This is a genomic window from Enterococcus sp. DIV1224 (genome assembly GCF_050555455.1).
Taxonomy (GTDB): domain Bacteria; phylum Bacillota; class Bacilli; order Lactobacillales; family Enterococcaceae; genus Enterococcus_B; species Enterococcus_B lactis.
This window is the reverse complement of the sequence record NZ_CP187859.1, coordinates 1-23,435: the sequence shown is the minus strand read 5'-3', so window position 1 is coordinate 23,435 and position 23,435 is coordinate 1. Positions and strand designations below refer to the sequence as shown.

General features: G+C 39.6%; 18 protein-coding genes. 2 read left to right on the top strand and 16 right to left on the bottom strand.

Going from position 1 to position 23,435, the window contains the following annotated elements; genetic code table 11:
• Positions 1-29: 29 nt before the first annotated feature.
• On the bottom strand, positions 30-848 hold the full coding sequence (locus tag IGK53_RS00090) for a ZIP family metal transporter (protein WP_002292643.1): 819 nt from the start codon (positions 846-848) through the stop codon (positions 30-32).
• Between the two features lie 164 nt (positions 849-1,012).
• Here IGK53_RS00090 and spxB point away from each other — a divergent pair, with 164 nt between their 5' ends.
• Complete coding sequence (spxB, locus tag IGK53_RS00085; RefSeq protein WP_430604840.1) at positions 1,013-2,743, top strand: pyruvate oxidase; 1,731 nt, start codon at positions 1,013-1,015, stop codon at positions 2,741-2,743.
• 430 nt (positions 2,744-3,173) lie between these two features.
• On the opposite strand, the gene IGK53_RS00080 is transcribed toward spxB, so the two are convergent.
• Positions 3,174-3,695, bottom strand: coding sequence for an HdeD family acid-resistance protein (locus IGK53_RS00080; protein ID WP_002329772.1), 522 nt, complete (start codon positions 3,693-3,695; stop codon positions 3,174-3,176).
• A 249-nt stretch (positions 3,696-3,944) separates the two neighbouring features.
• On the opposite strand from IGK53_RS00080, the gene IGK53_RS00075 reads away from it, so the two are divergent.
• Positions 3,945-5,567 (top strand): ABC-F family ATP-binding cassette domain-containing protein, encoded by a 1,623-nt coding sequence (locus IGK53_RS00075; protein WP_002292637.1) that lies wholly within the window; start codon positions 3,945-3,947, stop codon positions 5,565-5,567.
• A gap of 128 nt (positions 5,568-5,695) precedes the next feature.
• Here IGK53_RS00075 and IGK53_RS00070 read toward each other — a convergent pair whose 3' ends face one another.
• The 14 genes from IGK53_RS00070 to dnaA all read right to left on the bottom strand — a co-directional run bounded on the left by IGK53_RS00070 (position 5,696) and on the right by dnaA (position 23,435).
• Positions 5,696-6,559 carry a DegV family protein gene (locus IGK53_RS00070; RefSeq protein ID WP_002329773.1) on the bottom strand — a complete coding sequence of 288 codons (864 nt, stop codon included), beginning with the start codon at positions 6,557-6,559 and terminating at the stop codon, positions 5,696-5,698.
• A 661-nt stretch (positions 6,560-7,220) separates the two neighbouring features.
• Positions 7,221-8,513 carry an adenylosuccinate synthase gene (locus IGK53_RS00065; protein ID WP_002288375.1) on the bottom strand — a complete coding sequence of 431 codons (1,293 nt, stop codon included), beginning with the start codon at positions 8,511-8,513 and terminating at the stop codon, positions 7,221-7,223.
• 668 nt (positions 8,514-9,181) lie between these two features.
• Positions 9,182-10,549 carry a replicative DNA helicase gene (dnaB, locus tag IGK53_RS00060; RefSeq protein ID WP_002288373.1) on the bottom strand — a complete coding sequence of 456 codons (1,368 nt, stop codon included), beginning with the start codon at positions 10,547-10,549 and terminating at the stop codon, positions 9,182-9,184.
• A 274-nt stretch (positions 10,550-10,823) separates the two neighbouring features.
• A complete protein-coding gene (gene rplI, locus IGK53_RS00055) occupies positions 10,824-11,276 on the bottom strand; it encodes a 50S ribosomal protein L9 (protein WP_002293132.1) in 453 nt (150 codons plus the stop codon).
• A 5-nt stretch (positions 11,277-11,281) separates the two neighbouring features.
• The gene (locus tag IGK53_RS00050; protein ID WP_002319563.1) at positions 11,282-13,255 is read right to left on the bottom strand and encodes a DHH family phosphoesterase; all 1,974 of its coding nucleotides are present in this window, start codon (positions 13,253-13,255) and stop codon (positions 11,282-11,284) included.
• A 142-nt stretch (positions 13,256-13,397) separates the two neighbouring features.
• Positions 13,398-13,634 carry a 30S ribosomal protein S18 gene (gene rpsR / locus IGK53_RS00045; RefSeq protein WP_002288370.1) on the bottom strand — a complete coding sequence of 79 codons (237 nt, stop codon included), beginning with the start codon at positions 13,632-13,634 and terminating at the stop codon, positions 13,398-13,400.
• 25 nt (positions 13,635-13,659) lie between these two features.
• On the bottom strand, positions 13,660-14,172 hold the full coding sequence (gene ssb, locus IGK53_RS00040; protein WP_002288368.1) for a single-stranded DNA-binding protein: 513 nt from the start codon (positions 14,170-14,172) through the stop codon (positions 13,660-13,662).
• A gap of 50 nt (positions 14,173-14,222) precedes the next feature.
• Positions 14,223-14,522 carry a 30S ribosomal protein S6 gene (rpsF, locus tag IGK53_RS00035; RefSeq protein WP_002293129.1) on the bottom strand — a complete coding sequence of 100 codons (300 nt, stop codon included), beginning with the start codon at positions 14,520-14,522 and terminating at the stop codon, positions 14,223-14,225.
• Positions 14,523-14,757: 235 nt separating this feature from the next.
• A complete protein-coding gene (gene gyrA, locus IGK53_RS00030; RefSeq protein WP_002293127.1) occupies positions 14,758-17,229 on the bottom strand; it encodes a DNA gyrase subunit A in 2,472 nt (823 codons plus the stop codon).
• Positions 17,230-17,248: 19 nt separating this feature from the next.
• Positions 17,249-19,195 (bottom strand): DNA topoisomerase (ATP-hydrolyzing) subunit B, encoded by a 1,947-nt coding sequence (gene gyrB, locus IGK53_RS00025; RefSeq protein ID WP_002288364.1) that lies wholly within the window; start codon positions 19,193-19,195, stop codon positions 17,249-17,251.
• On the bottom strand, positions 19,192-20,316 hold the full coding sequence (gene recF, locus IGK53_RS00020) for a DNA replication/repair protein RecF (protein ID WP_002293126.1): 1,125 nt from the start codon (positions 20,314-20,316) through the stop codon (positions 19,192-19,194). The genes gyrB and recF overlap by 4 nt, the downstream gene beginning before the upstream one ends.
• Positions 20,303-20,545: a S4 domain-containing protein YaaA gene (yaaA, locus tag IGK53_RS00015; protein WP_002293125.1), complete on the bottom strand. Its 243-nt coding sequence runs from the start codon at positions 20,543-20,545 to the stop codon at positions 20,303-20,305. Before yaaA ends, recF begins: the two co-directional genes overlap by 14 nt.
• 227 nt (positions 20,546-20,772) lie before the next feature.
• Positions 20,773-21,903: a DNA polymerase III subunit beta gene (gene dnaN, locus IGK53_RS00010; protein ID WP_430604835.1), complete on the bottom strand. Its 1,131-nt coding sequence runs from the start codon at positions 21,901-21,903 to the stop codon at positions 20,773-20,775.
• A gap of 197 nt (positions 21,904-22,100) precedes the next feature.
• Positions 22,101-23,435 carry a chromosomal replication initiator protein DnaA gene (gene dnaA, locus IGK53_RS00005; RefSeq protein WP_002293122.1) on the bottom strand — a complete coding sequence of 445 codons (1,335 nt, stop codon included), beginning with the start codon at positions 23,433-23,435 and terminating at the stop codon, positions 22,101-22,103.

The window sequence follows — 23,435 nt, the reverse complement described above, 5'->3', positions numbered from 1 at the left end:
TTTGATATATCATATATGAATTTTCCCAATTATCCTAATGCTACATCCAAGATCATCATAATGATAAATCCGCTCATAACACCAAAAACTGCAAAATGACGTTTGCTAGACAATGTCTGCTGTGCTTCGGGAATCAATTCTTCCACCACGACATAAATCATCGCTCCTGCAGCAAAAGCAAGTGCATAAGGAAGCAGCAGCTCCACTTTCGTTACTAGTAGTGCGCCAATCACCCCAGCGATTGGTTCAACGATTCCAGAAGCTTGTCCGTAAACAAAGGCCTTTTTACGGCTCAGACCTTCTTGTCGCAATGGGATTGATACAGCTGCTCCTTCTGGGAAGTTTTGGATACCAATACCTAGCGCCACCGAAACAGCGGCTAGTATAGCGGCTGTCGGATTATCCGCAGTTGCTGCTGCACCGAACGCTACCCCTACGGCTAAACCTTCAGGAACATTATGCAATGTAATAGAAAAAACAAGCAAGATTGTCCGCTTTAGATGGGTAGGCAATCCTTCTGCTTCATGTTGCGGTCCAAAATGCATATGGGGCAGTGTTTTATCTGCCATATATAAAAACACCCCACCTAAACCAAATCCAATACTTACAACTAGCCAAGCAATATCTCCATTTTCTTCTGCTTTTGTAATCGCTGGATCGAGCAAGGACCAAAAACTTGCAGCAATCATGACACCAGAAGCAAATCCTAACATCAAATTTAGCACTTCTTTTTTGATTTCTTTAAAGAAAAAAACCAATCCGGCACCAAGAGCTGTCATAAAATAAGTGAAAGCTGTCCCAGCAAGTGCTTGCTGCCAAGGATCAAGCCTCAATAGCCATTCAACCATGCCATTCCCCTCTCTTGAATCTATTTATGTACTACTCTAGCATATTCCCAAAAACATGACTATATTTTTGTGAAAAGACGAATTAGTTGGGATTTTCGATAAAAAGTTCTATACTCTAGATACAAAAAATTTATGGATCATCATTGCTAAAGGAGTGAAACACCATGTCAAAAATCAATGCAGGAGTCGCAATGGTAAAAGTTCTTGAAAGCTGGGGCATCGACCATATTTATGGCATTCCCGGAGGATCTTTCAATTCGATTATGAATGCGCTATATCACGAAAAAAACGAAATCAAATATATTCAAGTCCGTCATGAAGAAGTCGGTGCACTAGCAGCAGCAGCAGATGCAAAATTAACCGGGAAAGTCGGCGCTGTCTTCGGCTCTGCAGGACCTGGTGCGACACATTTGATCAATGGTTTGTATGATGCACAGATGGACCATGTGCCTCTAGTAGCGTTCTTAGGACAAGTTGCTTCTACATCCATGAACTATAACTCTTTCCAAGAATTAAACGAAAATCCTATTTTCGCAGATGTCAGCGTATACAATCGTACAGTCATGACGCCCCAAAGTCTTCCACATGTCGTAGATGAAGCCATTAAAGCCGCCTATGAGCATAAAGGTGTGGCTATCGTGACTATTCCTGTTGATCTTGGTTTTGAAGAAATTGATGAACAACCTTTCTCTACTGCTCACACTCACAAAACAAGTGTGATATTACCAGAAGAAAAAGATTTGCTGACTGCTTTGCCTTATCTTGAAAAAGCAAAAAAACCAGTTCTTTATGTTGGTCAAGGAACGCGAAACGGATTTCCGCAAATCAAAGAATTCTCAGAACATTTTTCAGTTCCTATTGTCGCTTCCGTTCTAGCAAAAGGAATTATTCCTGATGATTATGAAAACTTTCTTGGTTTTGCTGGACGTGTCGCTACTAAACCCGGAAATGAAGCATTGGCAGAAGCCGATCTGATCTTATTTGTCGGTAGCGACTTCCCGTTTGGACGTGCATTTTTTAATCCAACTGCTGAATTTATCCAAATCGATATTGATGCGTCAAAATTCGGACGGCGCCATGAAACATCGCTGTCGATTCTCGGTGATGCAAACACAGCTTTGCAAAGACTGGTCGAATTAGGTGATGCTCGTCCTGCTGATAGCTGGTACCTAGCAAATCAGGAAAATAAAGAAAAATGGGTAAATTGGTTGAAATCTTTTGAAGATCGTGAGGAAGAACCGATTCGACCAGAGGCTGTCTATAAAGAAATCAATCGGATTGCTGAAGACGATGCGATTTTCGTCACAGATGTCGGTAACACGACTATCCATTCTATTCGCTTATTAAATATGAACGGTAAACAAAAACATACAACCTCTGGATGGTTCGCAACTATGGGTAATGGTGTGCCTGGAGGAATTGCCGCACAACTAAGCTACCCAGAAAAACAAGTATTTACCTTAAGTGGTGATGGCGGATTTGCTATGGTCATGCAAGATATCATTACACAAGTCAAATATCAGCTTCCAATTATCAATGTTGTTTTTTCTAATGATTCTTTTGGTTTCATCGAAGCAGAACAAGAAGATACGGAACAAAAGAAATTCGGTGTATTTTTAGAAGATGCAGATTTCGGTAAAGTTGGAGAAGCCCTCGGTGCAAAAAGCTTTACAGTCACAGAATACTCGCAACTTCGGTTTGCCTTTGATGCAGCCGCAAAATCAGACCGTCCTGTAGTGATCGATGTGAAAATCAATAACAAGCGTCCATTGCCAGTAGAAGATCTTCATTTAGATCCAAGAAAATATTCTGAAGAAGAAATCCAAGCATTCAAAGAAAAATATGAAGTCCATGATTTGCCAGTATTGAATGAATTATATGAAAAGAGGTTGTGACAACTGCGCTATGCTTCGAGTAATAAGAACGATGGACAGAAAATAGTTCCTCATATTTTCTAGGACGGCGATCTTATTACCGAGAAGCAGCAGGTGGAGCACCGTGTATCAGAGGTTGTGAAAAAGCTGCCCTGCATCAAGTAATAAAAACAGCAAAACAAAAATAGCTCGTCATATTTTTTCGTTTGGTTGGGCTTATTACCGCAGATGCAAGCTTTTGAACACCGTGTATCAAGAGGTTGTGACAACTGCGGTATGTTTCAAGTATTAAGATAAAATTTGTGCCTATTACTTTTCACATTTTTGCATAAATTTGTCTCGACACCTAAAGATTACCTCGTGCATATTTGTCCATGATAAAAAAGCCAGCTACCAATTGCAACAGTCAAACTGTTACCGGAAGCTGGCTTTTTTATTTGTTTGATTTCACTTATCTAAACGCATAGGCGATATGTGTGATGCCGAATAACATAAAATAGAACCCAACTAAAAAGCTTAATGTCAACGCAGAAGAAATTGGATTAAACAATAAGAAAATTCCTAATAAAATTCCTAAAATATTGACGATGATCGTAAACCAATAATATCCTTCACTTACTCCTCTTGCCAAGTCAGCAGTAAATAACGCTAAAACGGAATCAGCAATAAACCATACTGCAAAAACAAAAGGTAATGCTGCGACTCCTGCACCAATATTGAATAAGAAAAAGACGCCAACTAGAATATCGATGATCCCGATTATTAAGGGCATCTTTCCTTTATATCCTGTTAGCTCTTTTAATCTATTACGTACAAACAGTTCAAATATTCCTTTAATAAAGGCAAAAATCGCAAAGACTACTACAATTGCAACTAAATTTCCGACAGGGTCTTGAAATGATAACAATGAGACAAGTACAAATAAAATTCCCAAAATCAATGAGCCCCAGTCGATGGTTCTTTTTTCATCCATTTTCAATCCTTCTTTCATTTCTTTTACAGTTTTATAGTACTCCTTCTTATAAATAACGTCAAAAATTATGCTGTTGCAAACTAAAAAATCCTATAGCAGCTATTTCTACTCCTCTTTTATGTTTATTTTCTTCATTCTGTTTCACGTGAAACACAAAGAATGTTCGATTGCCTTGAATCTTTTACCTTTCCCCTATATAATTCTATAAGACTTGTCAAAAACTAATAATGATAAAAGTGAGGAAAAAAATTGATTACTGTAAATGATGTGAGTTTGCACTTTTCAGACCGCAAACTATTTGATGATGTGAATATTAAATTTACCCCCGGAAACTGCTATGGCTTGATTGGTGCAAATGGTGCAGGTAAATCAACGTTCCTTAAAGTGTTATCAGGGGATCTGCAGCCTTCCACAGGTTCCGTTACTATGGGACCAGATGAACGGATGGCCGTATTGAAACAGAACCATTACGACTATGAAGACTATACTGTACTTGAAACAGTCATCATGGGGCACAAGCGTCTGTATGAAGTGATGAAAGAAAAAGATGCGATTTACATGAAAGAAGATTTCACTGACGAAGATGGTATTCGAGCAGCTGAATTAGAAGGAGAATTTGCTGAGCTTAATGGATGGGAAGCAGAACCAGAAGCAGCTGTTTTACTGCAAGGTCTGAACATCCCTGAAGAATTGCACCATCAGCAAATGAGTGAATTGACTGGCGGACAAAAGGTAAAAGTGTTGTTAGCACAAACACTATTTGGTAAACCTGATGTTCTTTTACTAGACGAACCAACAAACGGTCTGGATATCCAATCGATCAATTGGTTGGAAGAATTTTTGATCAATTTTGAAAATACTGTGATCGTTGTCTCCCATGACCGTCACTTTTTGAACAAAGTATGTACACATATGGCGGATCTGGATTTTGGTAAAATTAAACTTTATGTAGGAAATTATGATTTTTGGTTGGAATCTAGTCAATTAGCGGCTAAACTCCAAGCGAATGCAAATGCCAAAAAAGAAGAACAAATCAAAGAGCTCCAAGAATTCATTGCTCGCTTTAGTGCGAATGCATCAAAATCAAAACAAGCAACTTCACGTAAAAAAATGCTTGAAAAAATTACTTTGGACGATATCCAGCCTTCTTCTAGACGTTACCCATTCGTTGGATTCAAACCTGAACGTGAGATCGGAAACGACTTATTGCAGGTAGAAAATGTAAGTGTAACGATTGATGGAAAGAAAATCTTAGATGATATATCTTTTAATTTAAACAAAGAAGACAAGGTTGCTTTTGTCGCAGAAAATGATATAACAACAACAACACTATTCAAAGTTATAATGGGTGAAATTACACCAGATACTGGAACAGTACGTTGGGGAGTAACAACAAGTCATTCTTATTTACCAAAGGATACAACGAAAGAATTCGACACGGATCTAACGATTTTAGACTGGTTGCGCCAATATGCAAGCAAAGAAGAAGATGACAACACCTTCTTAAGAAGTTTCTTAGGAAGAATGCTTTTTTCTGGTGAAGAAGTATTGAAACCAGTGAATGTTTTATCTGGTGGAGAGAAAGTCCGTTGTATGCTCTCAAAAATGATGCTTTCGAAAGCTAACGTACTTGTATTAGACGATCCAACGAACCATTTAGACTTAGAATCAATCACCGCATTGAATGATGGCTTGATGGCATTTACTGGCTCGATCCTGTTTGCCTCTCATGACCATCAATTTATCCAAACATTGGCAAACCGGATCATTGCTGTTTCAGATAAAGGTGTGATTGATCGGGCTGATACGACATATGATGAGTTCTTGGAAAACACAGATATTCAAAAACAATTGAATGAGTTATGGGCGTAACGGTCTATTTAGCTTAAAAAACAAAAAAACAGCGACCTCTAAGAGATAGGATGCTCATCTATCTTTTAAGAGTCGCTATTTTTGTTACATTCAAATCCTGGGCTTTTTTACAGAATGAGTTACTGCTTTTATCGACTGATTCCCATCGAAAAAATCGCGATACAGCCATAGCCTGTGTGACTGGCGATCGTTGGTCCTAAGGGATAAAGCTTCACATCTTTCATCTTTATCTGCTCTTCCAAAAGCCGTTTTGCCTTCTCCGCGCTCTCTAGATCCCCAGCGTAAGCCACATAAACGATTTGATCGAGTGGCGCAACGATTGTTTTTACCGTCTCATTGACGATTGTCTGGATCGACTTGTTCCTTCCGCGAACTTTGTCAACATTCGTCAGCCTTCCTTCTTTATCTACCGTAATAATAGGCTTTACACTCAATAGACTGCCCAGAGTAGCACTTGCTTTGGAAATCCTACCGCCTCGTTCTAGATACTTCAAATCGTCTACAGTTACCCATGAATGGACTTTCAAATAATTTTTTTCCAGCCACTCTAAGGTTTCTTCGATACTTTTCCCTTCTTTTTTCAATCTTGCAGCTTCCAATACTAAAAGCCCTTCCCCGATACTTGCAGCTTTTGTATCAAAAACATAGATCTCAGGGACTTCATATTCTTCCTTCAGTAATTCAACAGCTTGAAGCGCACTGCTGTAAGAGCCGCTTAATCCGCTGGAAAAAGCCACATATAAGACAGGAATCTGTTTTTCCGCATAAGAACGGAAAAATTCTAAATATCGGCCAACATTGATTTGTGATGTCGTAGGCATCGCACCATTTTTCAGCTGATTCATGTAGCGGTCATAATTGAATGTCTTTCCGAGATCATCTACTAACTCTTGATCATTCAATTGGAGATTCATTGATAAAAAATCAATTTTTTCTTCTGCTAATACATGGTATGGCAGATCACAACAAGAATCTGTTACAATTTGATACACATTTTTCAACCCCTTCTCGTTACATTTTACCCTTATCATCTATTATAGCAAATCTCTTGCGCTAGACACACTTTAACCGGTTTATTTTCGCAAGTTCTAATCAAAATAAGAGGTTGTGACAGAAGTGGTCAGCTTCAAGAAATAAGAAGGAATTTACGAAAATTGCTTTTCAAATTTTTGTGAAATTTCGGCTTATTTCCGTAGAAGCTACTTCTGGAACACCGTTTAGGAGGTTGTGAAAAAGCTTCTCTGCATCAAGTAATAAGAACAGCCAAATAAAAATAGCTCCTCATATTTTGCCGTTTTTTGAGCTAATGCCGAGGGTCAGCTGATTGAACACCGTTTAAGGAAGAGGTCGTGAACCTGCCGTTTCACTCTGAGTGACAAGGAGCAATTTCAAAAAACAGCTTCTCATGTTTGTTGAATATTGTGACTTGTGGCCGAGGAGTTGGCAGGAGAACACCGTTTATTCAAAAAAAGGGAACTGCGACAAGACTTTTGTCACAGTTCCTTATTCTGAATAAACAGTGTTCAAGAGACAGCCTATCGGCAATAAGGCTAAACGTCTCTTTCACTACCTCTTCAAGTGATTATTATCGTATAGATAAACACTTCGACTCGCTCTGGTAAGAACGTCCTGATTCAGTCGTCGTTTTTATCCTTAGATTTGCGCCCAGACGCTTTCTAAGATGTTTGTTTGTGTTCTATCAGGTCCGACAGAAAATGTTGAGATACGTACACCAACAAGCTCTGAGATACGACGTACATAATTACGTGCGTTTTCTGGCAGTTCTGCAAGTGTTTTGCATCCTGTAATGTCTTCTGACCAGCCTGGCAACTCTTCATAGATTGGTTTGCAGCGGTTCAACTCTTTCAAGCTTGCTGGATAGTGGTAGATTAGTTCGCCATCTAATTCATAAGCCGTGCAAATTTTTACGGTTTCCAATCCACTTAATACATCGATTGAGTTTAAAGATAGGTTGGTAATACCTGACACCCGTTTAGAATGGCGCATAACTACAGAATCAAACCAGCCGACACGACGAGGACGTCCTGTTGTCGTACCGTATTCTCGTCCTACTTCGCGGATTTGTTCACCTGTTTCATCAAATAGTTCAGTTGGAAATGGACCATCACCGACACGTGACGTATAGGCTTTGCAGACGCCGACGACTTTATTGATTTTTGAAGGTCCTACACCGCTTCCGATTGTAACACCACCGGCTACTGGATTAGAAGAAGTAACAAAAGGATAGGTTCCTTGGTCGATATCCAACATGACTCCTTGCGCCCCTTCAAACAACACGCGTTTACCTGCATCTAAGGCATCATTCAAGATAACCGAAGTATCTGTGACGTATTGTTTGATTTGTTGTCCATATTCATAATATTCTTCAAAAATATCGTCAAAATCAAGTGGTTCTGAATCAAACATTTTTACAAATTGACGGTTTTTATCATCTAGATTCAAACGAAGACGTTCTTCAAAAATTTCTTTATCCAATAAGTCTGCGATGCGGATACCTACACGAGCGGCTTTATCCATATAAGCTGGTCCGATTCCTTTGATCGTTGTACCGATTTTGTTTTCACCTTTCGCATCTTCTTGTAATTGGTCCAATTTGATATGATAAGGCAAGATTACGTGTGCACGGTCAGAAATACGCAGATTACTTGTTTCTACACCTTTTTCATGTAAATAAGCTAATTCTTTGACCAATGATTTAGGATTGACTACGACGCCGTTTCCAATCACACTGATCTTGTCTTTATAAAAAATCCCAGAAGGAATCAAATGCAGTTTATAAGTCACACCATTGAATTTGATTGTATGCCCTGCATTGTCGCCACCTTGGTACCGTGCAATCACTTCAGCATTTTCACTGAGAAAGTCTGTGATTTTTCCTTTCCCTTCATCGCCCCATTGCGTACCTACTACTACTACAGATGACATGTGAACACCTCGTTCTATATTATTTAATCCTGAACCATTGTATCAATAATAGATACATAATTCAAATAAAATCGAATGATTTTTATTTTTATTTTATAAAAACGCTTAAAAAACGAACTTTTATCCTTTTAGAATGATTATTAAAAAAAGAGGTTGTGACAGAAGTGGTCAGCTTCAAGAAATAAGAAGGAATTTACGAAAATTGCTTCTCATATTTTTGTGAAATTTCGACTTATTTCCGAAGAAGCTACTTCTGGAACACCGTGAATCAGAGGTTGTGAAAAAGCTGCCCTGCATCAAGTCATAAGAACAGCCAAACAAAAATAGCTCCTCCTATTTTTCGTTTGGTTGGGCTTATTACCGCAGATGCAAGCTTTTGAACACCATTTAAGAAAGAGGTCGTGAGCCTGCCGTTTCACTCCGAGTCACAAGGAGCAATTTCAAAAAACAGCTTCTCATGTTTGATGATATTGTGACTTGTGACCGAGGAGTTGGCAGGAGAACACCGTTTATTCGGAAAAAGGGATTGTGACAAGACTTTTGTCACAATCCCTTTGGAGATCTGTTTTAATTAAGTGCTCTAGTCACTCTTGCAGTTACTCGTCGCATCTTATACGAGTGCCCTTGGTCATTGCGCAAGGCTGAACGCTGCTTTCACAACCTATTCTTTAAAATTCTTCTCTTGGCGAAAGCGACGAAAATTTATTGTATTCTTTGATAAACAGCAGTTCAACTGTTCCTCGCGCACCGCTTCGGTTCTTCTCGATGATGACTTCGATGACGTTGTCATTTTTTGGCTCATTTCCATCATCGTCATCTCCGCCTTCTCTTTCATAATAATCATCCCGATACAAGAAGGCTACGATGTCCGCATCTTGTTCGATTGATCCGGATTCACGAATATCACTTAGTACTGGACGTTTGTCTTGTCGCTGTTCTACTCCACGAGACAACTGCGAAAGAGCAATAACAGGTACTTTCAGTTCTTTTGCCAGTTTTTTCAGTTGGCGGGAGATATCTGATACTTCTTGTTGACGGTTTTCTTTACCGTTCCCTTCAATCAACTGCAAATAATCGATCAATATCAAGCCTAGGTTGCCTTTTTCTTGCGCTAGTTTCCGACATTTCGCGCGGATTTCAGAGATCTTGATCCCTGGTGTATCATCGATAAAAATATTTGCTCGAGAAAGACTTCCCATCGCAACGATCAGATTCGACCATTCTTCTTCCGAAAGCTGACCTGTACGCAAATGGCTAGCTTCAATCGAACCTTCTGCACAAAGCATCCGATTTACAAGAGATTCCGCCCCCATTTCCAGACTGAATATCGCAACAGAACGATCTGTTTTGGTTCCTACATTTTGAGCAATATTCAATGCGAACGCTGTTTTACCTACCGCTGGACGGGCAGCCAGAATGATTAGTTCTTCGGGCTGGAAACCTGCTGTCATTTTGTCCAGACCTTGATAGCCAGTTGGTAGGCCTGTGATTTCTTCATTGTTTTGAGCTAGTCGATCGATATTTTCAATCGTTGAGTTCAGTACTTCAGCAATGGATAAAAAGCCGCTTCGATTTCTTTTTTCCGAAACCTCCAAGATACTGCGTTCTGCATCATCTAAGATCGTCTGAACTTCTTCTCCTTGCTCGAATCCTTTTGTAACGATCCCTGTTGCTGTCTGAATCAATGTACGCAATAATGATTTTTCTTCAACGATTTTCGCATAGTAGACGATATTTGCTGCTGTCGGAACTGCTAAAGCCAAATCTGATAGGTAACTTAAACCACCGGCATCTTCTAACAAATTTGCTTGTTCTAGCCGGTCTTTAACAGTAACAACGTCAATCGCTTCATTACGATCGTTCAACTCGATCATTGTCTCAAAAATAATTTGATGGCCGCGACGATAAAAGTCTTTTGGCTCTATGTACTCCATGGCATCAATGATCGTTTCTGCATCAAGAAAAACAGAGCCTAGAACCGCTTGTTCAGCTTCAATATTTTGCGGTGGGATTCGATCCTGCCACACTTCATTCATACGTATCGCTCCTTGTCTTCAATTGCTTCATTTTACAAGAAAATGATGGAAAAGTCATCATTCGCATCGAAAGTATCATAAAAAAATAGCTCTCTTTTATTATACTCGTTTTCTTCATGCTATTTTACTGTTCTCAAAAAAGAAACCGAAATCAATCTGAAATCGATATGCAGCTTGTGCTTTTGTTGCTGCAGCTGCTTTTCTCAGATAAATTTCGGTTTGTCTTTTCTCCTTCTGGTTCTTCTTACCAGCTGAACATCACTATCAAGACTTGTTATTCTTGTACGACATGAACTTTGATCGTAGCCGTCACCTCATGATGCAACTTCACAGGTACGTTTGTGTAGCCTAGTGAACGGATTGGGTTTTCTAGTTCGATTTTTCGTTTATCTAATTTGATTTTGTATTGTTTGTTTAGCCCTTCAGCAATTTGTTTTGAAGGAATCGATCCAAACAAACGGCTGTCTTCCCCTGCTTTTGCTTTTAACTCGACTACCGTATCTTCTTTTTCCAAGAAGTCTTTTAATTTTTTAGCTTCTTCCAAGATTTCAGCTTCGTGTTTTTCTTGGGCTTTCTTCTGTCCAGCTAACTGACTGATACTACTTTTCGTTGCTTCTTTTGCCAAGTTATTTTTGATTAGATAATTTTGTGCATAACCTGCTGGAACTTCTTTGATGTCCCCTTTTTTACCTTTTCCTTTTACGTCTTGTAAAAAAATTACTTTCATTTGGATTACTCCTTATCATATATTTGATTCATATTTTCTTTGATTGCAGCAAAAAGCTTCTGTTTTGTTTCTTCAACTGTCGTATTCTCCAGTTGAGTAGCTGCATTTGTGAAGTGTCCTCCACCACCTAAGGATTCCATGATGATTTGGACATTGATCGTACCGGTACTTCGGGCACTGATCCCAATCAATCCGTCTGTCCGCTTCGTAATGACGAAAGCTGCGTTGATATTGATCATCGAAAGCAGTGTATCTGCTGTTTTTGCCGCTATGACACTATTATACTCTTTTTCATCTGTTCCTGCCGCCACAACAATATCAGAAGTCACATACTCGCTTCCAGCAATCAAATGACTGATTTCCAAGTATGTCGCTAAGTCCGAGCTCAATAAATATTGTACTAAGGATGCGTCTGCTCCACAAGACCTTAAATAGCTGGCAACATCAAAAGTTCGTGCAGTTGTACGAACATTGAAACTATTCGTATCTACAACCATCCCTGCAAGTAATAGTGTGGCCTCAAAACGATCTAAGCGATTCGTTTTGCTGCTTTGGTATTGGATCAGTTCAGAAACTAGCTCTGAAGCGGAAGAGGCTGAAGATTCGATATAAGTCAGCAAAGGCTTGCTTGGAAACTCTTCCCCCCGGCGGTGATGATCAATGATCACGATCTTATCAAATTGCTCATATAGGCTCTGAGAGATCGATAGAGAAGGTTTATGATAATCCACCATCACGAGGAGGTCTTCATCTTTTTTCAGCTCTATGGCGCGTTCTGGAGAGATCAATTGCATTTCTAATTCTGGATGTTTATGGATTTCTTCGAGACAACGTTCTACATCTGGAATGATCTCGTTCTCGTTGATAACGATATAAGCCTTTTTCTGGTTGAAGCGTGCAAGACAACTGACACCAAAAGCAGAGCCTAAAGCATCCATATCCGGAAATTTGTGTCCCATGATGAACACATCGCCTGTTTCATCAAAAATCCGGCGCAAAGCAGTACTCATCGCTCGAGAACGGACACGCGTGCGTTTGACATTCTTAGCTGATTTACCGCCATAATAAACAGGTTTCGCTCCTTCTTTTACCTCTTTCACGACAACTTGGTCGCCTCCGCGGACTAGAGCAACATCTAAATTGTTCTGAGCTTCTCCACCGATTTCATCGAGGGATCTTGCGCCATAAGCAATCCCCATACTCAAGGTGATAGGCGAGCTCTGTTTTTCAGCTTCTGCTCGAAAGCGATCCAACAAATCAAATTTTTTATCCATCATCTTTTTCAGATCGATCATCTGCGCGACGAAGAAAAACCGTTCTGCGTTGATTCTTTTGAAAAAGACATGGTATTCATTCATCCAGTCAGAAACAAGTGTAGTGACGAAAGAGTTCAAATAAGAAATCTCTTTGTCATCCAATTTATCAATAGCATCTGCATAGTTATCAATAGATAAAATACCGATCACTGGCTGACTGTTCGCCTGATGAAGTTTCAATAACTGGTTTTGGGTGATATCATTAAAATAAACGACACCCTTTACTGTATCCATATCAAACTGAAATGTTTTATCTGCTAGATAGACTTGGTTTTTCTTTTTTTCTTTTGCAGTAAAAAAAGTATCTAACAATTCTTCCTCTGTTAATCCACTTTGATCTTTGACTTTCAATGCTAAAGGATTGAGCCATTCGATTTTTTGGCTTGATGGCTGATAAGCAATCACTCCTACAGGCATGACTTCTGAGACATAAGCCAGATTTGTTTCGGCTACGGTCGAAGCCTGCTGGATTTTTTCACGTTTATTTAAAGTAAGCCAGCGTTTCATTTTCAACCAATAGCGAACGCCCCATAAATTCATCAAAAGAATGACCGAAGCGCTAACAAAACGAAATGGTAAAATTAAGACTACCAATACTTCGATTAGTATAAACAGGATAAGGAAGAGAGGTTTTGGGGATAAATGATTGTTTTTATTTTCCATAATTTTCCTCCCATATATGACTAACTTGATTTTACCATAACTTTCGTCATTCAAGCGACTAAACGAATATCGGTTATTTTTACAGAAAAAAAAGAATTGAATAGCTGATCAAAAGGATCAGTCATTCAATTCCTCGGATTTATTAGTCTTCGCTAACGAAAGGTAGCAAGCCCATGATACGTGCGCGTTTGATTGCAACAGTAATTTTACGTTGGTTTTTAGCGCCTGTACCAGTTACACGACGTGGCAAGATTTTACCGCGTTCTGAAATAAATCTTTTTAGTAATTCGATATCTTTATAATCGATATATTCAATATGGTTAGCAGCAATGTAGTCTACTTTACGACGTTTACGTCCGCCTCTTCTTTGTTGTGCCATTCTATTTCCCTCCTATCAAATTCGTTTAGAATGGTAAATCATCATCTGAAATGTCGATCGTTGAACTTGAGCCGAATGGGTCAGAAGTATCACGGTCGAAATCAGGCATACCGTTGGATGATTGAGATGTTTGATTAGAGTTATTGTTTCCGCCAAATCCGCCAGCTGATTGACCAGAACTTTGGAATCCGCCGCTTTGTTGGCGATTTTCAGATGCAGAACGACTTTCCAGCAATTGGAAGTTGTCAGCTACTACTTCTGTTACGTATACACGTTGTCCTTGCTGATTATCATAAGAACGAGTTTGGATACGTCCAGTAACACCTAAAAGTGTTCCTTTACGAGCATAGTTTGCTAAAGTTTCTGCTGATTTGCGCCAAATCACACAGTTGATAAAATCAGCCTCGCGATTGCCGCTTTGGTTTGTAAAATTACGATTCACAGCCAAAGTAAATGTTGCGACTGCCGTACCACTTGCTGTGTAACGCAAATCTGGATCTTTCGTCAGACGTCCAACTAATACAACATTATTAATCAAAATAGTCATCTCCTCTCATCGTTTTTCTATTGTTTCACATGAAACAACAATTAAGCTTCTTCTTTAACAATCATGTGACGAATGATATCGTCGTTGATTTTAGCAAGACGGTCAAATTCACTGACAGCATTTGCTGATGATGGAGAAGATACTTTAACGATGTGATAGATACCTTCACGGTAACCGTTCATTTCATAAGCGAAACGGCGTTTTTCCCAATCTTTTGATTCGATAACTTCTGCTCCGTTATCTTTCAAGATTGCATCGAAACGTTCGATTAAAGCAGTTTTTGCTTCTTCATCAATGTTTGGACGAATAATGTACATGATTTCATATTTCGTGTTTTCCATTGATATTCACCTCCCTGTGGACTTTCGGCTCTTAGGTTCCTAAGAGCAAGGAGAGTTATCTAATTAATTAGACTACTCACAAGCTTTGATTATACACTCTATTTTGGTCAAAAGCAATACAGAATAAACAGTTTCAAATATTTTAAGAGAAATTCAATTAATCAAAAAAGCTAGCAGGAATAACCAGATTTTTTAATCGGTCATTCTTGCTAGCTTACACACTTAGTCTTGATGGTTATTCTTCTGTTGCTTGCTCTTCAACTGTTTGTTCTACCGCTTCTGGCTCGACTGCTGCCATTGTGACGACTTTCGTATCAGCTTCCATCTTCATCAAACGTACACCCAATGTTGAACGTCCAGTTTGAGAAACAGTCGATACGTTGAAACGGATAATCACACCTTTATCTGTAATCAGCATGATGTCTTCATTTCCAGAAACAGTGGTCAATCCGGCTAGTGGACCATTTTTTTCAGTGATATTCGCCGTTTTGATCCCTTTACCTCCGCGGCCTTTCACTGGATATTCCGATACTTTGGTCCGTTTTCCGTAACCTTTTTCTGTAATCACCAGTACTTCTTGGTCTTCCTTCATCAAGGCTGCCCCAACGACGTAATCTTCCTCACGCAGACGTATCCCTCTGACGCCGGAAGCTGTACGTCCCATATCGCGGACTGCTTCTTCTTTGAAGGTCACAGAGTAGCCGTTATGTGTGCCAATGATGATATTTGACTGTCCGTCTGTCAATAGAACATTGACTAATTCGTCATCTTCTTTCAAACCAATTGCAATCAGGCCATTGCTTCGAATGTTAGCGAAAGCAGTGACAGACGTACGTTTAACTGTACCTTGACGCGTCGTAAAGAAAAGATAGTGGCCTTCTTCTGCTTCTCCCGTCACCGCAATAATTGCTTGGATGCTTTCACTCGAGTCGATACCCAGCAAATTGATGATTGGGATTCCTTTGGCTGTACGCCCGTATTCTGGAATTTCGTATCCTTTTGCCCGATACACTTTTCCGTTATTCGTAAAGAATAACAATGTATCATGGGTAGAACAAGAAACTAGATTCTTGACGAAGTCGTCATTGTGGATACCCATTCCTTGGACACCACGCCCGCCTCTTCGTTGAGCTCTGAATTCATTATTTGCCAAACGTTTGATATAACCATTGTTTGTCAATGTAATAACGATTTCTTCTTCTTCAATCAAATCTTCATCTTCTAGACTTAAGACCTCACCGACTAGTAATTCTGTGCGTCGTTTATCACCAAATCGTTGATTCAAGTCTGCTAATTCATTCTTGATGATTTCTGTGACACGTTCGGGTCTTGCCAGAATGTCAGTCAAATCTTCAATCAGTTTCAATAGTTCTTGATATTCATTTTCGATTTTTTCCCGTTCCAAACCGGTCAATCGACGCAAACGCATATCTAAGATAGCTTGTGATTGGCGATCGGATAAATCGAACCGTTCGATCATTGTTGCTTTTGCTTCGTCATCTGATTTAGACCCGCGGATAATCGCAATGATTTCATCGATATGATCCAAAGCAATACGCAAACCTTCTAAGATGTGTGCTCTTGCTTCTGCTTTTTCTTTTTCAAAGACCGTCCGTCGTGTGATGACTTCGCGTTGATGTTCGATATAATTTTCAAGGATTTGTTTCAAACTTAAAACTTTCGGCACGCCTTTTTCGATTGCCAACATATTGAATCCGAATGAATTCTGCAAGGATGTCAATTTGTATAAGTTATTCAAAATAACTGATGCGCTGGCGTCACGACGAACGTCAATGACAATTCGCATGCCTTCACGGGAAGATTCATCCCGCAAATCCGTAATTCCTTCGATACGCTTGTCTCTGTGCAACTCAGAAATCCGTTCAATCAATTTTGCTTTATTGACCATATAAGGTAATTCCGTCACGAGGATCCGTTCTTTGCCATTTGGCATCTCAGTGATCTCAACTTTTGCACGTACGGTAATAGAACCTTTACCTGTTTCATACGCTCTTCGGATTCCTGATTTTCCCATGACCAAACCACCTGTTGGAAAATCTGGTCCAGGTAATACTTCCATCAATTCATTGGTCGTCACATCAGGATTATCCATCAGCAAATCGATAGCCGCTACTACCTCAGACAAATTATGAGGTGGGATATTCGTTGCCATACCCACGGCGATCCCCGTCGTTCCGTTCACCAAAAGATTAGGGAAGCGAGCAGGTAATACAACGGGTTCTTTTTCTGTGTCATCATAGTTGCTTTGGAAATCCACAGTATTCTTATTGATATCACGCAGCATTTCTGTAGCGATTTTGCTCATCCGTGCTTCGGTATAACGCATAGCAGCGGCACCGTCACCGTCAACAGAACCAAAGTTTCCATGACCATCCACTAGCATATAACGGTAGCTAAATGGCTGCGCCATCCGTACCATTGACTCATAGATTGCACTATCCCCATGAGGATGGTATTTACCCATGACATCTCCGACGATTCTGGCAGATTTTTTATGGGCTTTATCCGGTGTCACACCTAATTCGTTCATGCCGTATAAAATACGGCGATGAACGGGTTTCAGACCATCTCTGACATCAGGCAGTGCACGTGCGACAATAACACTCATCGCATAATCGATGAAGGAGTCTTTCATTTCGCTGGTTAGATTGACATCATGGATGTTTTCTCTGATTTCTTCACTCATTCTTTTTCCTCCTTCATGATTAAATATCTAAGTTCTTCACGTAATGTGCATTTTCCTCGATGAATGCACGACGAGGTTCTACTCGATCCCCCATCAACATTTCAAATATCTGGTCTGCCGCGATAGCATCATCCACGCTGACGCGGGCCATCATTCGATTACTTGGGTCCATAGTTGTTTCCCATAGTTGATGATCATCCATTTCTCCAAGTCCTTTATACCGCTGAACACTTGGTTTTGGTGAGGCAGGAAGTGAAGCAACGACTTGTTTCAACTCTTCTTCTGCATTCTTTCCTGGTTGTACATACGTGATATTCTTCCCTTGTTTTACCCCGTATAAAGGTGGCTGAGCAATATAGACATAACCAGCTTCAACAATTGGACGCATGTAACGGTAAAAAAGAGTCAGCAACAATGTACGGATATGTGCACCGTCGACATCGGCATCAGTCATGATCACTAATTTATGATAACGAGCTTTCGATACATCGAAATCTTCTCCAAACCCTGTACCCATAGCAGTAAATAAAGACCGGATCTCTTCATTTGCCAAGATCTTGTCCATGCTTGCTTTTTCAACATTCAAGATTTTCCCACGAATAGGCAAGATGGCTTGAAATTCTCGATTACGACCTTGCTTAGCTGATCCGCCGGCCGAATCTCCTTCGACGATGAACAATTCGCATTTTTCAGGATCGTTGCTAGAGCAGTCTGCTAATTTTCCTGGCAGATTACTGATCTCTAAAGCACCTTTACGTCTCGTTACTTCACGCGCACGTTTCGCTGCTAGACGAGCTCTGGAAGCTAATAATCCTTTTTCAACGATTTGACGGCCCACACTTGGATTTTCTAGCAAGAATTTCATGAAATGCTCGCTAAATAACCGATCAGTGACTGTCCGTACTTCGGAATTGCCCAATTTTGTTTTTGTTTGTCCTTCGAATTGAGGGTCAGGATGCTTGATAGAAATAACAGCTGTCAATCCTTCTCGCACGTCTTCACCAGTCAAGTTGTCATCATTTTCTTTCATCAGCTTTTGTTTTCGGGCATAATCATTGATCACCCGAGTTAATGCAGTCTTGAATCCTGATTCATGTGTTCCGCCTTCATACGTATGGATATTGTTGGCAAAACTCATGATATTGGAATGGTAGCCGTCTGTATATTGCATAGAGACTTCAACTGCGATATCTTGCTGCTCACCTTCCAAATATACAGGTTCTGGGAAAATCACGGTTTTGTTTGCATTCAAGTATTCGACATAACTTTTGATCCCGCCATCGTAATGGTATTCATTGATGACTGGTTCTTCTTCTCTTTTGTCCTCAATCGAAATACGCATCCCGCGGTTCAAGAAAGCTAGTTCACGGATTCGGGTAGCCAATTTTGAAAAATCAAACTCAGTTGTCTCTGTAAAAATTTCAGGATCTGGCGTAAAGTGAACCGTTGTTCCATGGCGATCCGTTTGTTCAATGATCTTTAAGTCGTCCACTACAGCTCCACGACGATACTCTTGATAGTACACATTTCCTTCTTTGTATACTTTGACATCAAGTTGCGTAGAAAGTGCGTTTACGACGGAAGATCCCACTCCATGAAGACCACCGGAAACTTTGTACCCGCCACCGCCGAATTTTCCTCCAGCATGTAAAACAGTAAAGACCGTTTCAACTGCAGGACGTCCGGTTTTTGCTTGGATATCCACTGGTATCCCCCGTCCATCGTCAATAACAGTGATACTGTTGTCTTTTTCTATAATCACATGGATTTTTGTTGCAAAACCTGCTAATACTTCATCGATCGAATTATCGACGATTTCCCAAACAAGGTGATGCAGACCTTCAGAACTAGTCGAACCGATATACATACCAGGTCGTTTACGAACGGCTTCAAGTCCTTCAAGTACTTGAATCTGACTGGCATCATATTCTTTAGCGCGTTCTACTAAACTTCTTTCTTCTGTCATTCAGTTTCTTCTCCTTTTAGTTTCCCTTGTCGAACATAAAAAATCTCAGGTTCAACAGTCATTTTATTTTTTACATGGTCAAGTGTCGTCGTTGTTAAGAACGTTTGAACTTTTCCTTCGATTGTTTCCAGCAGATGGAGCTGACGATTATCATCCAGCTCGCTCATCACATCATCTAATAATAGGATCGGGTATTCCCCTGTCTCTTCTTTGATCAAATCGATTTCTGCTAATTTGACACTTAGAGCAGTCGTTCTTTGCTGTCCTTGCGATCCATAAGTCTGCACGTTTTTCTGATTAATAAAAAAGGAAAGATCGTCACGATGAGGACCAACTGTCGTCGTTCCCCGAAAAAGGTCTTTCTTTTTATTTTGATTCAAAAGTGCGAGAAATTGTTCTTGGATTTGTTCTTGCGTATGTGTTTCTAAAGAATCGACTGCGGTGAGATACTCGATTTCCAGCTGCTCTTTGTGATGTGTGATTTGCTGATGTAAAGAATTAGCCCAAAACTCCAATCGCTTGATAAACTGTGCTCTTGCTTTCAATACTTTGCTGCCAAACGCTGCTAGTTGTTCGGACAAAATATCCAAATAAAGCAAATCAGTTTGTTTTTTTTCATTCAGTTGCTTCAAGTACTGGTTTCTTTGCTTCAAAATCGCTTGGTATTGGACAAGATCATAAAGATAGATTGGATTGATCTGACCTAATTCCATATCTAAAAATTTCCGCCTGATCTGCGGGCTGCCTTTTACTAACGAAAGATCCTCTGGTGCAAATAAAATGACATTCATTTGTCCCACGTAAGTACTTAACTTTTTTTGTTCGATATGGTTGATCTTGGTTTTTCGGCCTTTTTTAGATAATAAGATTTCTAATGGGAGAGTGGATGAACCTTTTGTGATCTCTCCTTGGATCATTGCCTGATCGTCATTCCAACCAATCAATTCCTGCTCACTACTTGTCCGATGGCTTCGCGTCATAGCCAATACATAGATACTTTCCAAAAGATTCGTTTTTCCCTGCGCATTTTCACCTAAAAAAATGACCAGATTCTTGGAAAATTCGATGTTCAGCTCTTCGTAATTTCGATAATTTTTTAAATACAGCTTATTCAGCCTCATTATCGTCGTTTCCTTTTTTTACCATAAAAAAAGTTCCTACTTCTGGAACTTCAACCATCATACCGGGATAAAGCTTGCGTCCACGACGATTTTCCGGCTCGCCATCGACTAACACAGTGTTTTCTGCCAAATACCATTTTGCTTGTCCGCCACTACCGATAACGGTGGCTTCTTTCAGCATTTGACCCAACGTCATGAATTCCGTATTTAGAATGACTTGTTGTTTCAATGTCCATCCCTCATTTTCATTATTAAAAGTATACTCTATTATACCTTTTTTTCCGCAATAAAACAAATTTATCCATATATTTTTCCATATAAGACGATTTAATCTAAAAAAGGTGATTTAAACAAAAATAAACAGAAAGCCTTAAAAGAGATTTTAGGGCCTTCTGTTTAAATTTTATTTTTTCTAATTCTTTTCAATTAAATTTTCAATATCTTTGAAAATCTTTGTTAATTTGTACGTACAGGAGTGATCAATTGGATAAATTGAACGCCATCTTCCGTTGGTTCCAACGTGAATGGTCGAATAGCGGAAATAAATTTTACCTTGATACTCATATCTCCAAATGCACGCAACGCTGCTTTCATATAATCCGGGTTGAAAGAAATCTCCAATGGATCGCCACTGCTTGCTGTATAGCTCAAGCTTTCTTCTACTTTCCCGATTTCTGGAGAATTTCCGTATAAAACAACCGCATCTGGACGGATGGATAAACGAACGATATTGTTGCGGCCTTCATGAGAAAGTAAAGAAGCACGTTCGATTGCCGCTAGAAAACTAGGAACAGAAAATTCGACCTCTGTATTAAAGCTTGATGGGATCAAACGATTGGTATCAGGATAGTTTCCTTCTAACAAGCGGGAATAGAAATACATTGTTTCCGTTTTGAACAAGACTTGGTTTTCCATAATGCTGATTTCGACGATTTCTTCTTCATTTGTCAGTGAGCGAGACAATTCGATCAAACTTTTCCCAGGAATAACAATATCAAAATGATCAGCCGTTTGTTCTACTGGGATCACGCGTTGACTTAGACGGTGAGAGTCAGTAGCTACAGCTAATAAAGAATGATCAGATAAAATAAAATGCACACCCGTCAAGATCGGACGACTCTCATGCTGCGACACAGCAAAAACTGTTTCGTTGATTAGTTTAGTCAATACGTGTACTGGTAATTTCATCTGGTTGTGGCTTTCTACAACAGGAAGATGAGGATAATTATCTGCATCTAATCCATTCACGATAAAATTCGCTTTTCCAGAAGTGATCGCTACTTGTTTATTTTCTAATACTTCTAAAGTAAATGTTTCTTCAGGAAGTCTTCGAATGATTTCGCTAAAGAAACGAGCTTGTAAAACAATTGATCCGGTAGATTCGATTTGCATATTTGCTTTTTCGTTTTCAACAGACAAAAAAGTTTCAATTGATATATCAGCGTTGCTCCCCGTCAAAGTCAAACTTTCTTGTGTCAGTGTGATTTTTACACCTGTCAAAATAGGGATAGTGGTTTTGCTTGAAATAGCTCGTTGAACAGTTTGCAATTCCTGCATAAAGCTAGCTCGGTTTAAAGTAACTTTCATGATGTATCTCCTTTGAATGTTTGTTTATTTATTATTAGTTAAAAAGAATAATAAAAGTAATAGGGCATGTTGATTCTGTGGAAAACTCAAAAAACGCAAGAGAGAAACGAAAAAACAGCTGTGGAAAAAGTGTGCATAACTTTTGCTTGTTTTTTTCTTTTATCCACATGCTATTTTCAGTTGGTAGAATCGACAAATTAATTTAGTAAAAAGTTTTTGATTTCTGATACTTCATTTTGCATACTGACACTAGAATCCATCAGCTGCTGGATTTTCTCATGGGCATGGATAACCGTTGTATGATCCTTGCCGCCGAATTCAGCACCAATTTTCGGTAATGAATTATCTGTGAGCTCACGTGCCAAGTACATAGCGATTTGTCTAGGAACAACAATAGATTTGACGCGTTTCTTCCCTTTAAGATCTTTCAATTGGATGTGATAATACTTTGCCACTTCTTCTTGGATCTGCAAAATCGACAATTGAGGATGTCCTTTTCCTGATTTCAACGTTTTCAGCGCATCTGCAGCTAGACTAGTCGAAATATCTTCACTATTCATTGCAGCAAAAGCCTGTACTCGAACAAGTGCCCCTTCTAATTCACGAATATTAGAATCAATTTGACCTGCGATATAGCTCAGCGTGTCATCTGGGATCTCTAGACGTTCAGCTGCTGCTTTTTTACGCAAAATCGCTGTTCTTGTTTCAAGGTCCGGTGGCGTAATATCAACAGACAGCCCCCATGCAAAGCGAGAAACAAGGCGTTCTTGTAATTTCGGAATCTCGTTTGGCAACCGATCACTGGTTAGAACGATTTGTTTACCTTCATTGTACAAGGCATTGAAAGTATGGAAAAACTCCTCTTGCGTAGCTTCTTTTTCTGCGAAAAATTGAATATCATCTACTAATAGTAAATCAACATTTCGATATTCTTGACGGAATTCTTCTGCTGTTTTGTTTTGGATCGAATTGATGAAATCATTAGCAAAAGTTTCACTACTTACATATTTTACTTTGGCATTAGGCTGACTTTGCAGCATTTGATGACCGATTGCATGCATCAAGTGAGTCTTGCCAAGTCCTACGCCTCCATAAAAGAAGAGCGGGTTATAAATAGAACCTGGATCTTCTGCTACAACGAGCGCTGCTGCATGAGCCATCTGGTTTCCTTTACCAATGACAAACGTATCAAAGGTATATTTAGGATTCAGCATGGCTTTTTTTAGCGGACTAGGTGCCGCAACTTTTGGATTTTTCTCTTCTACAACTTCTTCTTGCTCTGCTTCTTCGCCAGTAATAAAGCGAGGGATAATCTCATTTCCTGATAGCATATAACCGACTTCAACGATTTTTGTTGCCAGGTTTTTTTCCCAATATTCTTTATGAATCTTGCTAGGAACCTCAACAACGAGCTGGTTTTGATCAAGAGTTCGAGGGTTCGCTGTTTCAATCCATGTATTATAGCTAGCAGGCGATAAATCCTTTTGGTATGTTGCTTTTAATTCATTCCATAAAGCATCGAGGGATACCAT

What these genes read in the sequence shown, in the direction of transcription:
- IGK53_RS00090 (WP_002292643.1), bottom strand. Translation starts at nt 848, where the DNA reads ATGGTTGAATGGCTATTGAGGCTTGATCCTTGGCAGCAAGCACTTGCT.
- spxB (WP_430604840.1), top strand. Translation starts at nt 1,013, where the DNA reads ATGTCAAAAATCAATGCAGGAGTCGCAATGGTAAAAGTTCTTGAAAGC.
- IGK53_RS00080 (WP_002329772.1), bottom strand. Translation starts at nt 3,695, where the DNA reads ATGGATGAAAAAAGAACCATCGACTGGGGCTCATTGATTTTGGGAATT.
- IGK53_RS00065 (WP_002288375.1), bottom strand. Translation starts at nt 8,513, where the DNA reads ATGTCATCTGTAGTAGTAGTAGGTACGCAATGGGGCGATGAAGGGAAA.
- dnaB (WP_002288373.1), bottom strand. Translation starts at nt 10,549, where the DNA reads ATGAATGAAGTGTGGCAGGATCGAATCCCACCGCAAAATATTGAAGCT.
- rplI (WP_002293132.1), bottom strand. Translation starts at nt 11,276, where the DNA reads ATGAAAGTAATTTTTTTACAAGACGTAAAAGGAAAAGGTAAAAAAGGG.
- IGK53_RS00050 (WP_002319563.1), bottom strand. Translation starts at nt 13,255, where the DNA reads ATGGAAAATAAAAACAATCATTTATCCCCAAAACCTCTCTTCCTTATC.
- rpsR (WP_002288370.1), bottom strand. Translation starts at nt 13,634, where the DNA reads ATGGCACAACAAAGAAGAGGCGGACGTAAACGTCGTAAAGTAGACTAC.
- rpsF (WP_002293129.1), bottom strand. Translation starts at nt 14,522, where the DNA reads ATGGAAAACACGAAATATGAAATCATGTACATTATTCGTCCAAACATT.
- gyrA (WP_002293127.1), bottom strand. Translation starts at nt 17,229, where the DNA reads ATGAGTGAAGAAATCAGAGAAAACATCCATGATGTCAATCTAACCAGC.
- gyrB (WP_002288364.1), bottom strand. Translation starts at nt 19,195, where the DNA reads ATGACAGAAGAAAGAAGTTTAGTAGAACGCGCTAAAGAATATGATGCC.
- recF (WP_002293126.1), bottom strand. Translation starts at nt 20,316, where the DNA reads ATGAGGCTGAATAAGCTGTATTTAAAAAATTATCGAAATTACGAAGAG.
- dnaN (WP_430604835.1), bottom strand. Translation starts at nt 21,903, where the DNA reads ATGAAAGTTACTTTAAACCGAGCTAGCTTTATGCAGGAATTGCAAACT.
- dnaA (WP_002293122.1), bottom strand. Translation starts at nt 23,435, where the DNA reads ATGGTATCCCTCGATGCTTTATGGAATGAATTAAAAGCAACATACCAA.